Below are 12481 nucleotides of genomic sequence, written 5' to 3'. Positions count from 1 at the left end.
ACATTGGATAAGTAAAACTGACTTATTATTTAACCTATTTTATGCACTTAAGTGCAATTAATGGTTTTTTCTGTTGTGTTACGACAGTCTGTTTTAAAAAGTAGTTTTGTTTAAAAAAGTATTTATTAAAAATTGCCAGTAAAGGCAGAGTAAAAATTACTATTTTAAGATAAGGGCATATAAACCATCGTGGCGAAGAGAAAATCTACCGGTACCGGCTGGGTTATCCTACTGATAGTCGCTTTAGGGCTGATGACAGATATTCCAAGAGAAGCATGGGTTGCACTGAGTGTTGCTATTTTATGTCTGTTTTATGTCTGGAAAAATATCAGTTGGGCTAAGATTAGTTCTGGACAGTCCATCAATTCAGACATACCGAAAGCCTCAGCGATACCCGATATGGGCGGCTATCAGCTAGACTCTTCGGTCCTTCATCCTGAAACGGTCATTGATGATGAGCTTACCGAACACCTTAATCAACCCGTTAGTACAAAACAATCTGCTAGTACAAAACAGTCAGAAATATCAAGAGGCTCTCTGGCCCGTGCGTCCTGGCTTCGCCCCGGCGAACTAGCCGTGGTTGCCGGGATAACCTTAGCCGATGGCATGATCTACATTGGTAATAAGCATAAAAGCAATCGCACCGGAGCAGAGCCGGCCTTTATCAATCCATCAATGCAGGTCGCCGAAGAAGAGGTAGACATTTCATTAGCGCTGATCGATAACGCCCCCGATTACTCGACATGTTCCCCAGAGGCGAGAAAAGCGTATTTACAATGGCTATCGGAAGGTCGTAAATCTCCTATTGCTCATATTAGTTATGTTTTCTTATTTTTTTATGGATTAGAGCACCGCGTACTGATTGATGCGAGTATTGATCCAATCGCAAAACGAGAGCTGCCCATTATTGAAGCGGAAATTAATCGCTTGCTAAACATTTATGGGAAAAATAACACTTTTAATCATTATGCTCAGAATTTATTAGTTTATATCGCCAGGGTAGATATAGAGGAGACGCTCTATTTATTGCCACCGCCATTAAGCCGAAATGCCTCAACCGAACTGCCACTTGCTTTGTTGGTTGGCTTAGGGCAATTGGCTGTGGACCAACGGCCATTACCTGCAGAGTGGGCCTGTGCGTGGGGGGGGGCGGATCCAGCCATTAACCAAAACAGATCCTTGATGCATTGTCCTGATGCCTTCTCCCAACTTTTCCAACAGCGCTATCGGGATAAATACGGTGATGGCTTTATCTTGCCCGTCAATAAAACCAAACTACATATTTTCTATCGTCCTGCCTCCGCTGGATTAATGGGGCAAGAATTCATCCAGCAGATGGGCGAGTTACCGAATGTGGCGGTATGTAAAGCCAATAGAGATAAACTGCGGCCATTAATTGAGGCATGTCAGAACGATCTTGATGCTTATAACCGCTTTGTAAGCTTGAATCCTAAGAAAAAAACAGCATTAGAAGGGCTGTTACTTCTCCCTATGCCGTTGTGGCCTGACGTATTGAAAGCAGAGTTGGAAAGTATTAAAAGCCGAGTAGGCTATGGTTTACTGTTGATAACATTGGATGAAATTTTTGCCCAACTCAGTCATGCCTGCTTATCAAACCCGCCAGAGCGTTTATCCCGCAATGTGGTTATTGCGTTGACTCATGCGTTGGCATCCTTGCAGGTAGGTATAGAACCTGATGTTCTAGCAGACAATCGTACGCCGACCTTGCAAGATACGGTTGTCCTGTTTCCTATTGAGTCAGTGGCGGCGGAGTCGGCTACCTTTGCCGTCTACCGTATCACTATGCTAGCTGTCGAGTTGGCTTGTGCTGCGGTGATGGTTGATGGTCGAGTTGGGGAACCGGAGTCAATGATTTTGACGCGGCATATTGATGCCTGGAGCTACCTTAGCCCTGGCCAACGTATGCGTCTGAAAGCCTATCTTAAACCGGGAGTCAGGAAGAATAATACGCTGTTGGAATTGAAAAATAACCTTGAGCCGCTATCGGTTGAACATCGCCGTGCTATCGCCCGTTTCCTGGCGCACCTTATTCAGATCGACGGGATGATTACCCCGCAAGATGTGAAATTTCTTGAGCAGATATATAAGCGTTTTGCACTGGACAGCAAACTGGTTTATACCGATCTCGATAGCCGCGCCACACCGATGACCTTAAGTTTGCCTCCACCAGGTTCAGTGGTGCTAAATAGTGTTGATCGTATTGTGCTACTGAAAAATGAAAGTCAGGAATTGGTGGCGCTGCTAGAGAATTTATTCCTAACCAAAGTGGTGGCGACAGAGGATAACGAAGAGATTGATCCACAATCAATGGCGGCAATAACGGCTGATATGCAGGAAGGAACCGTGACGCTCCTACGATTACTGATTTCACGCAATGCATGGGAGCGCGATAAATTAACCGATATCGCGCTGGATATGGAAATCAGACTGGACGATATACTGATTGAGATTAATCGCAAAATATTGGCTGTTTTTGACGTACCGCTGATTACTGGCGATGCGGTTATTTCAATTAATCGTGATATCTCGGCTGCATTATTGGCCGGATAAACATAGGCAGTGTAACTTGAGCTCAGTCACAATAATCGCTACCATAACGCGCTTAATGATGTCAGAGAGATAATAGTAATGAAATACCAATGGATATTGTTCGATGCGGATGAAACACTATTTCACTTTGACGCTTATCAAGGGTTAAAGCTGATGTTTTCGCGCTTTAATGTTGAATTTTCTGCGCAAGATTTTGACCATTACCAATTAGTTAACAAACCACTGTGGGTCGATTATCAAGACGGTAAAATATCCGCTACCCAGTTGCAGAATACACGGTTTGAAATGTGGGCCGAAAAATTGGGCGTCACCGCAACACGCTTGAACAGTGAGTTCTTACTGGCGATGGCCGATATTTGTTCATTATTACCGGGCGCTCGCGAACTGATTGATACCTTAAGCGGTAAAGTGAACATGGGCATTATTACTAATGGTTTCACTGAGTTGCAGACCATCCGCTTAGAGCGGACGGGTTTTAAAGATATTTTTTCACCCTTGATTATCTCTGAACAAGTGGGTGTCGCTAAGCCTGATGTTGCCATTTTTGAGTATGCGTTTAATTTAATGGATAACCCGCCGAAAGAACATATTTTAATGGTAGGCGATAATTTACACTCTGATATTCAGGGTGGAATTAATGCGGGCATCGATACGTGTTGGTTAAATACACAGGGTGCTGCCGGGGATGACAATATTGCGCCGCGCTATCAAGTGAGTTCATTAGCCGAATTGCAGGCGTTATTATTTGCATAAATCCTTACTCGAATAAGCCCGTTAAACCCCGTCGGCAGCAACGATAGGGTTTAACGAGTGACAATGTCACTTTTGATTGGCAACCAAGTCTTCTACTTGATCAAAAATCGGCATTTCCGGCCCGAAACGGCGCACTTGAAGTACATCCACCAGCTTCTCTAGCTGGCTTATCATCTGTAGCAGGCGTTGATCATCCAAAACCTGTAGCCAAATACGGCTCTCTTCACCACTCGGCAGCGGCATACACAGAATTCCTTCAACGTTAAAGGCCCGGCGGGCAAATAAGCCACAGATATGTGACATCACCCCCGGATGGTTACGTACCGTTAGTAACAGTATGACCCGGATGGGGATTGGTTGAGCGGATGCTTGTTGAGTAGATGTTTGTTGATTTATCATATTATTCACCTCCAATCATATCGGTATTTGCCGCGCCGGGGGGCACCATTGGGTAAACTTTCTCATCCACATTGATAAGTGCGTGTATAAGCACCGGGCCGGGGCGATTTAAGGCTTCATGCAGTGCGGTATGAGGATCGCTGGCAGTATTGAGGTCGCAGGTAGAGAAACCAAACCCCTCGGCGATATGAATGAAGTTAGTGCGATAAGCGTAATCAGCAGCAAAAATACGTTTGCCAAAGAAAAGATCCTGCTGTTGATGGACTAATCCCAGCGATTGGTTATTCATCAAAATAATTTTTATATTCAGTTGTTCTTCAGCCGCTGTCGCCATCTCCTGAATATTCATCATTAGGCTACCGTCACCGGAGAAGCAGACCACTTTATTTTCTGGTTTTGCCAGAGCGGCACCGATAGCCGCGGGTAAGCCAAAGCCCATGGTTCCAAGCCCGCCGGAGGTTAGCCATTGGCGTGGCCGATGCAGTGGATAAGCCTGTGCCACCCACATCTGATGCTGACCGACATCGGTGGTAATAATGGTATCGTCATCCAGTGCTTCGGCTGCGGCACGAATCAAACCATAATGGCACAGTGGATTTCCACTATTGGGCTGATTGAATGGGAATTCGTGCTGCATATCGGTAACGGTTGAACGCCAATCGCTGCGTGGCTGGGCGTCGATCATTGGCAATAAATGAGTTAATACTTGCCCAATATCGGCATTCATTGCCAGATGTGGGCAACGGATTTTCCCCAGTTCTGCCGGGTCAATATCAATATGAATAATCTTGGCATGGGGGCAGAATTGTTCCGCCTTTCCGATGGCCCGGTCATCAAACCGTGCGCCGAGAACAATCAATAAATCCGATTGTTGCATAATTAGGTTGGTCGAGCGAGCCGCATGCATACCCAACATGCCCAGTGATAATGGGTGATTGACGGGCATTGTGCCTAATGCCATTAATGTCATTGTCGTCGGCAGACCCGCCAGCTCCGCCAATTGTATTGCTTGCTGATGCGCCCCTGAACTGACAATCCCCCCGCCTAAATAGAGCACTGGCCGTACAGATTGGTTAATCATCTTGGCGACTTGCGCGATAGCAGAGAGGTCTACTGGGCCAGGAGTATCGGCAATTCCCGGTGGTGGCAGGGTAGCCAAGTCAATTTCCGCAGTTTGTACATCCTTGGGAATATCGATCCATACCGGGCCGGGCCGCCCTGATTGAGCAATTCGAAACGCTTGTGGAATCACTTGCGCCAACTCGCTGATATCGCGGACAAGGTAGTTGTGTTTGGTAATGGGTATTGAGATACCGTAAGTATCAACTTCTTGAAACGCATCGGTACCGATCATAGAAGATGGGACTTGGCCAGTGATACAAACTAATGGGATTGAATCAAGTTTGGCATCGGCAATCGCGGTCACTAAATTGGTTGCGCCTGGCCCACTGGATGCCAAACAAACCGCCGTTTCTCCTGTCGCTCGGGCCATTCCCTGAGCCATAAAACCCGCACCTTGCTCATGTCGTGCCAATACATGACGAATAATACGGCTTTGTCCTAGGGCATCATACAACGGTAGGGCTGCACCGCCGGGAATACCGCATACCAGAGTAATGCCTTGCTGTTCTAGTAACCGAACTATCAATTGGGCGCCTGTATAACGCATAGTTATATCCTTCATCAGGGCCGGTGCGGTAACTGAGAGGGGCGATAAAAAGAAACCCCGCTCGGCTGGCGCCGGCGGGGTTTTAGAATCTTTCTGGATTCGGTACCCGTTACGGCGCGCTGCCGACCACCACCACGCGCACGACGACTGCCGCAACATGTGCGGTGTTTAGTAGGGCGAAATTGGCAGTGGAATAGTTCACGGTGTACTCTCATCAAAATGTAATAAGCTTTAAGAGATAAACACGATTTTCAAAAAGGCACAAGAGGCTAAAACGAACATAGTGCAAAAAACGCAAGATTGGTCACAGAGTTGTCTGAGAGGGCATACCTCTTACTCTTACTCTTACTCTTACTCTTACGTTGCAGTGATAGGTGATAGCAAAACCTTACGTTATGATTTTTTATGGGACTGGATAGGAGAAAAAGGCGGCCACTTGTCCGTAGTGGCAAGTCATTTAATGTATTATCGTTGATGCTTAGTTTAAAATTTAAATAGTAGAGTAACGATGGAAATATTATATGGAAATAACAGGTTAACAAAGCATAGAGGGATTTTATGAATAAATCTTTACCCTTAATTCTAATGGCTGTTTTAGCTGGGTGCGGTGCTAAAAAAAATACGCATGACCCCGTCGATATTGATGTTTACACATCAAATCGAATCAATAGCATTATAGAAACGCAAGTAAAAACAGCCGATCAAGCTAATACAGGTGAAATCATCGCGAAGGTTTCAGCCGAATTTTTAGGCACACCTTACAAAGCTAATATGTTGATTGGCTCATCAACGGAACCAGAAAAATTAGTAATAGATTTTAGAGGGTTAGACTGCTTTACCTATCTGGATTATGTGGAATCTCTACGTAAATCTAAAAGTAAAAATGACTTTATCAAACAATTAGTAGGGGTTAGGTATATTGATGGTGATATTAGTTACCAACATCGGAAACATTTCTTTACCGATTGGTCATCTCGTCCCCCTTTAAATGCCAAGGATATTACCGCTGAAATCAGTACTCATACGTTAACTGTTACAAAATATCTCAATCAGAAAAGTGATGGTGGGGAGTTTATCCCAACACTGGGTGTGTTCAAACGCGATGTTAGCTATATTCCGGCTGAATTTATCAATGATTCTGTTATTGATAAACTGAGGACCGGTGATTATATCGGTATTTATACCAATATTGCGGGGCTGGACGTCACTCATACGGGTATTTTTATTATGACAAAAAATGGGCCGGTATTACGTAATGCATCTTCGCTGAAAGTGAATGAAAAAGTCGTCGATTCATCTTTCATTGAGTATGTGAAGAAGACTCCAGGGATTATTGTTTTGCGGGCGTTATGAGGTTATCCATTGGCAAACGCAACGCGAGCCAGTATAACGACAGCCAACAAAACAATTTTAATTACTGATATCACTTGAGTTTTACCGTTTAAAAAATGCGCTTCTCCGCCGAGGAGTCGCGCATTTTTGTGGCGAGTTTCCCTTTATTTAACGTTGTCAACCGTCTGTTTAATCATTTTCGGGTTTTATCACCGATAATATAGCCGCCAGTTGTTGGCGCTGTGCCGGGCTTATCTCATTACTGGCTGAATATCCCACGTTTTGAATAATCATTTCACCCAAACCCACTAACCAATCATAGATATAAAATGCGGTACTGTTAGTTGGGGTTAATGCCAGTTGCGTTAACCGGCGAGAGATCCCTAAAGTTGATACTGATCTAGGTGGCTGAGCAAAAATTTTATAGCCTCGATTAATGCGGCTATCTGGGCGCTTATCTTCATTGATCTGCAAAAACCCTAACCAGGCAATGAAATCACCGAGTACAGTGAGCGCACGAGAAACCTGGCGGTCCGCTTTGGCTACACGATGCAGAACCACCGGTTCGTTATCAGCCAGTGCCTGTAGTAAATCCCCGGTAATATCCAGCCGGATACTGGCAGTAATTAATTCCGCAACCAGCAGTTCTATCGTGGGTTTAGTAACCCCCAGTAACTCAAGCAGCGCAGTATTATCAGGCAGTCGGCGTAGATGATTTATCCAATAATATTGCACATGAGCGGCATACTCTGCTTCATCGTTATCAGGTCTGGCCTGTGGTGTCAGCGATGACTCAGTAGGAGTGGGAAAGTCGCTAAACAGATCGATATCGATACCAATACTGAAAGGTTCAGTGTTGTCGAGTGGTGTAGAAAGATCAGCAACACCTTTTTTCTCTTGTTGATAAAGGCGCGGTGATAGATAAAGGTGCTGTTGTAAATAAAGGCGGTGCAGTTCATCGCGGGAAGGGAGTAATTGCTCCAACAATTCGCCATGTACCCCAGTACGGGTTTGCAACGTTTTAAGTAATATTTCTACAATACGTTGTTTTTGCTGCTGTTCGTCTGTAGCAGAAGGTTGATACCAACTCGCAAACAGGTTATTGGTCAGTTCCCGTTGTAACTCGTGAAGTTGTTCGGTTAGACGTTCTGATTTGATATCCCGAAGGACCTCTTTCGATAGGTACGTGACCATCCGTTCAACCCCTCGTGCATCCAATGCCAGCAGGGTTCCCCAACTGTCACCGGGATTACCAACATAGCGTTGCACCGCTTCATCGTAATTTTTGATATTCGAGTCATGCGGTTGGGCGTCTGTTGTGGTGGTGAGACGTAGATTCGCGGTGATGCGCTGATCATGGGGCGTTAAGGCCCAGATTAAACCCGGATTACGGCGTGAGCGTACCTTAACAGACACTCCCTGAGTCTGTTTAACCCAATAATCCAATGCCTTACCGGTACTTTTTACCTCTGAACGCTGATCTGTGGCGGTGCACACCAATAACAGATTGATTTGCTGTTGGTCGGTATAACGTTCGAGTAAATAGGCATTTTTAGCCTGTGACAGCAGCGAGGCCAGCGGATAAGTCGCGGTTTCCATTAATGTCGAGATGGTCAGCGGACCATTAGCATCAGGGAAATTCAGCAATTCAATGGATTCAAATGTACTTTCATGTGCGGGTTTATCGAACGGGATCCTCAGTTCCACCGCTAATAACGTCAGCTCTGCTTGTGACACTGTCACCGGTTCCGCGGTATTGCCGTTTATCAAGGGAAGCACCTGGACATAGTTATCTGCGGGTGTATTCAAGTCACCAAGCGTAGCAATATTCATAACACCATTGGTGGCAGGTAGCAGGGTATCGTCAACCAATACACTTAATGGTGCTAATAGTTGAGGAGCACCGATAAGGTGTTGCAAGGTATAGGAAAAATGGCGGTAAGCGTCAGTAAGTGGGCCGTGTTCACCCCACAGTAACGAGAATAACCTGGCCCGATCATCAATACTCAGATACGGTGCCAGTTCAATCGCGGTAGGCCAAAAGTGCGTCGCCAATGTTTTCTGGCGTAGCGTATCGTGGTGGGCAAGGGAGTCCCAAAGTGCAATCACATCATCGCTATTGAGCCCAGCGTTAATGATTGGCTGCCGATGCATCATCAATTGCCGCAGATGTTCGGTAATTTGTTGCTCATCTAGGGAATAAGCTGGGTTTTCCTGAGGGCAGTCCAGCAAGAAAGCACGGGCGATGATTTTGGCGATATCAACTTCGCTGAGCAAGGAAATCCGAACCGGATAAGCTTCATTTTCTGTTCTGCTTTCATGACCAATCGTTTGATGACCGACGGTCTGATAACTAAAGCGGGTAACCAGGCCAGTCGCTTGATACTCCGGCCAAATTTGTTGCCAAAAATCGAGCGTTTTTCCCCCGAGAGTGGCTTCCAATCGGTCATGCTCATTGGCCACCAGTGCGGAAATAAGATGCCGTTTCCCCGCATGTGATTGCCCTACAAAACCAATAGTCATCGCGGCTAGCGCTGCCTCAGATAAATTGTGCGCTTTATTGCGAGTACGGCGTAATTTAATGGTTAGCTGTTCGGCTTCTCTATCCAGACGAACAGCATGTTGGCGGGTACTCTTAACCCAATCAATGGCCTGGTCGATACCTTGTGTTACCTGCCGTAACTGGTCATGAAGCTGTTGGCCATTAAATAGCTGCGGGGTTAATGATTTCATTTTCTAAATACGCTTCCGCTATCGATCCAATAATGGGGGGATCCTGAGCCATTGCTGGCTAATGTGTTCAATTTTAGTCGCAGATGATGTAAGGGCACACGGCTACCGTCTTGCAGCTTCGCCTCGGCGAGCTCAAAACGTTCCAAACCTGATTGTTTGTCGCCTTTCGCCAGTCTCAGTTTGACGCTCAAGACGCTATTACCGGCAATTTTGCGGGCCAGTTCTTGTTCGACAATCGATAACGTGTAGAGCGGTGAGGCAGGCCAACGGTCATTATCCAACTGACGAAATCCAAGAGAGAGAGAACCCCGGAGCTGGAAATGGATATCAGAGGGTAGTTTATAGTCGGCACTGTCCAGATCGATATCACGGTAGTAAACATTTTCGGTGGTCAATGTATTACTACTGTTTAACATGCCAAGATAGCGGATCGTCGAGTAAGGCTGGAAATCGCCCGCTTTAAAGTAGAAGCCCGCCAGTCGCAGATTCAGTGCTAACAGACAGAGCATAGCGCCGACTGCAGCAGTCGATTTAGGGTTATCAATCCGGCCCAGTTTGTTAAAAGGATACCAATCATTGGTATGGTATCCATCCAGAGACAAAATACGATTATTCGGCAACGGTTGCAGATGGCGGAATAACGCTTGAATCCCAGGGAAACGTGAAGGACGCCCAGTCAGTAATAGGACATCACAAGCATAGAGAGACACCACTTCCGATAATGACCGCAGGTTTTGCGTGATGCTCATCCGGTTAGATAAGAATTCACCGTGTAATTGACTTAATTTTAAGACCAGTGGCACCTGCAAGATATCAAACCCACCAGCATCGGTGGGTAGCTCGCGTTGAATTTCACTGTTGATATATTCCAGTACTTTCAGTGTCGGCTGCTGTAGTTGTGATGATGGTTGTGATGATGGTTGTGGTTGTGAGGACTGCAGCAGTAATTCCCCAAAACTGGCTTCAATCTCAGCCCGGGTATCCAAGGGATCGAAATTTTCATATGCTTCGAGTATGGCGCGACCAACTGGCATGAAAATTTGTAAGGTTGTTTGTTGTCGCAGGACGGATTGACCATCCATGCGACCATCGTTACCGAACAGTTTATCCATGACGCTATCGCTGTTAACCACCGCCATCTTTTTCAGCGTTGCCTGTAGCGCGGGTAAAATATAGAGTTGAATGATATCAAGTAAGATATCGTCACCCGCGATTTTAAACCCTTCACGGAACAATAAACGCGGGCTGATTTTGACATTATTGCCAATGCCGTCATCCAGCCAGTATTGAGTGATGGCCAAATCAGTGGTGCCGCCTCCAATATCAATTGAGGCGATCCGTAAGGTTTTATCTGCCGTTTCGCCAGCGTCGAGTTGTTTATCAGGACGCGCCATACTGGCAAAGAAGGCGGCGGTGCGGCCACCAAAGTTCACTTGTGTTTCGTTATACAGATAAACCATCTGCCCACAGGTGGCTTCATCCCATTCCATTTGGACATCCGGTACGGGCACTTTGCTTTTTACGTGATCGGCTGGCGTTACAAAATCGTCATCAGCAGGATGCCAGCCCATAGATTTCCAAACTAGGGCAATGGCCTCATTCATCCTTTGCCGAAAAATTTCACGTTCAGGTTTGGGCATCGCGGAGGGCAGCGTCAGGATAATCGAACGCAATTGACGGGGAGCTGTTGCATGCGTCATTTTCAACCGCTGGGCCACACTGTTGATTTGCATCAGTGCTTGCGCTAATAGCTCAGACAACATAAAGGCCATTAATGAACTGCGGCTATAGTGGGGAGAAAAAACCGGTAGCCGTTCTTCAGCAGGTAAACGATACAGCGGCTCGCCATCATCATTCAATAAAAGGGTCAAGGGGAGAGCGGTTGCCAATTCTTCATGGGGTGCGGTCTGTGTGCCGCTAAATCGCCAGCCAGCAGCATAACTCTCTTCATCCCACAAATAACGTCGTGGGCTGGAAATACCGGTCGAACCTTCGATGCCCGAGCGCTGTAATGCCATACGGCAGGCTTCGCGACCAACACGGGTAATCGAAGGCCAGATAAATGCATCTTCACGACCACTTTCAACTGAAAAACTCTGTTTACCAAATTTTGCTTGCGCGAACTCCACCCGGCTTTCAAATAACTCGTTATACAGGTAGTGAGGTTCACTCAGGTCGCGCAATTGCAGCTCATAAGTCTGGCTTAGCCCATAACTTTCATCGGCATGATCTTCAACCAAAATGCCGCAGGTATGTGAGTTACCCACATCAAGGATTAAATCCACGTTAACCGTAGGTTCTTGTAGCGTATGCGTGGTGATTTTAATTTCCGGTATACAGAGCTGATTGCCAAGTAACGCCAGCAAATTCAGATAATGTGCTTGATACTCAAACTCTCTGAGCGAGGCACTAATATGCCTGGCGGTCCGTTCTTCTTGCTCGGCAGCTTGTTGGGTAAACACTTCCCGCAGCCAACCATCGACCCACGTCAAATCCAGAAACTCGACCAAATCTTCATTATGGTAAGCCAGTGTGAAACTCAGGCCGGTTTTGATATCGTTTTCATTGGGGGCCAAATAGTCGTTATCGTGGCTCTCAGGATACACTTTGGTATCAAAAGCCAGTGTGACACGTAATGTATTACCGTCTTGATCCGGGGTATCCAGCGTTAATATTTGTACTCTGGCCCAATTATCGGGCCCACGAATAAACGTGCGGGGTGGGTTGAATCGCAAGAAAGGCAATGGCAGCCAAATCTTGTTCAATAACTTCAGTGATTGTTCTAGCGGAATACTAAATTCGGGTTTCACAATCTCAGGTGCTGCACCTGGGAGCATCAGTGAATATTTCCCATTGTGTTCATTGTAATTCAGGCGTAACAACGGGCCATTGGCACTTTTACGGACAAATTTATTGGGTAGCTCAGTGTCTGATTCTGGCTTTAAAGCAAAATCCAGGAACTGGATCCCACTATCCTGAATGAGCGTAATTTTCTGTTTATAATCAGTGATCGTCGCTAACATA

The 12481-nt window shown here is 46.1% G+C and carries 7 protein-coding genes; 3 read left to right on the top strand and 4 right to left on the bottom strand.

The window, feature by feature from the left end; translation table 11 throughout:
* Window positions 1-189: 189 nt before the first annotated feature.
* Together AC971_RS22750 and yjjG are read left to right on the top strand one after the other, a co-directional pair.
* Entirely contained in the window at window positions 190-2571 is a 2382-nt protein-coding gene (locus tag AC971_RS22750) for a tellurite resistance TerB family protein (protein WP_025383954.1), read from the top strand.
* 78 nt (window positions 2572-2649) lie between these two features.
* Complete coding sequence (yjjG, locus tag AC971_RS05695) at window positions 2650-3324, top strand: pyrimidine 5'-nucleotidase (RefSeq protein WP_025383953.1); 675 nt, start codon at window positions 2650-2652, stop codon at window positions 3322-3324.
* Window positions 3325-3390: 66 nt separating this feature from the next.
* Here the strand turns inward: yjjG and ilvN are convergent, their stop codons facing one another.
* Together ilvN and ilvB are read right to left on the bottom strand one after the other, a co-directional pair.
* Window positions 3391-3723, bottom strand: a complete 333-nt coding sequence (gene ilvN / locus AC971_RS05690; protein WP_048677429.1) for an acetolactate synthase small subunit — start codon at window positions 3721-3723, stop codon at window positions 3391-3393.
* Window position 3724: 1 nt separating this feature from the next.
* Window positions 3725-5392: an acetolactate synthase large subunit gene (gene ilvB, locus AC971_RS05685; protein WP_025383951.1), complete on the bottom strand. Its 1668-nt coding sequence runs from the start codon at window positions 5390-5392 to the stop codon at window positions 3725-3727.
* Window positions 5393-5950: 558 nt separating this feature from the next.
* Between ilvB and AC971_RS05680 the strand changes: the two genes are divergently transcribed.
* Window positions 5951-6745 carry a DUF1460 domain-containing protein gene (locus tag AC971_RS05680; RefSeq protein WP_025383950.1) on the top strand — a complete coding sequence of 265 codons (795 nt, stop codon included), beginning with the start codon at window positions 5951-5953 and terminating at the stop codon, window positions 6743-6745.
* Window positions 6746-6913: 168 nt separating this feature from the next.
* Here the strand turns inward: AC971_RS05680 and AC971_RS05675 are convergent, their stop codons facing one another.
* Entirely contained in the window at window positions 6914-9457 is a 2544-nt protein-coding gene (locus AC971_RS05675; RefSeq protein ID WP_025383949.1) for a putative virulence factor, read from the bottom strand.
* Window positions 9454-12480: a virulence factor SrfB gene (locus AC971_RS05670; protein WP_025383948.1), complete on the bottom strand. Its 3027-nt coding sequence runs from the start codon at window positions 12478-12480 to the stop codon at window positions 9454-9456. The genes AC971_RS05675 and AC971_RS05670 overlap by 4 nt, the downstream gene beginning before the upstream one ends.
* Window position 12481 lies beyond the last annotated feature (1 nt).

It is taken from the genome of Yersinia similis (assembly GCF_001053095.1).
In the GTDB taxonomy this organism is placed as follows: domain Bacteria; phylum Pseudomonadota; class Gammaproteobacteria; order Enterobacterales; family Enterobacteriaceae; genus Yersinia; species Yersinia similis.
Note: the sequence above shows the minus strand (reverse complement) of the source record. Positions and strands in the feature narration are given on the sequence as shown.